The sequence below is a fragment of the Tersicoccus phoenicis genome, assembly GCF_001968835.1.
Lineage (GTDB): Bacteria > Actinomycetota > Actinomycetes > Actinomycetales > Micrococcaceae > Tersicoccus > Tersicoccus phoenicis.
In genome coordinates this window covers 1-445 of record NZ_MRDE01000082.1, presented here as the reverse complement: position 1 = coordinate 445, position 445 = coordinate 1, and the positions used below count along the sequence as shown (strand labels likewise).

Here is a 445-nt window from a genome sequence, read left to right as displayed (position 1 = left end):
ATAACAGCCTAAGCCACTAGCTCTTCTTTTTTGACATTTTTCTGGGTACTGCGAGTTGAGCTTTTGGCTCTACTTGTCTTACGGTTCCCTCCACGTCCACTATCTGACTTCAGTTGAAGAACTCCATCGTCAGACAACACCGTTCCAGTGTCTAAAATTAGGTTTATTGCCCGTTTCTTTACAACCCCTGATGCGTTGTGGTCTGCATTGTCAGTATTGCCACAGTCACCGCACACAAATAGATCCTGTGATTTGCGGTTATCGGGGTGAGGGTGACCGCATTTGGCACACTCCTGACTGGTATACGGGGCTGGGATTTTGAAAACAGCTTTACCTGCCTGGTAAGCTTTGTATTTAGTGTATGCCTCTATGATGTGCCAACTAACGTTGAGAATTGACTTATTAAGTCCGGCTTTTTGCTTGGTTTTATTGGAAACATATTGTC

At 44.5% G+C, this 445-nt stretch carries 1 protein-coding gene; it reads right to left on the bottom strand.

The window, feature by feature from the left end:
* Nucleotides 1-8: 8 nt before the first annotated feature.
* The coding region (locus BKD30_RS14840; RefSeq protein WP_143588220.1) for a zinc ribbon domain-containing protein at nucleotides 9-445 on the bottom strand (437 nt) is incomplete at its 5' end.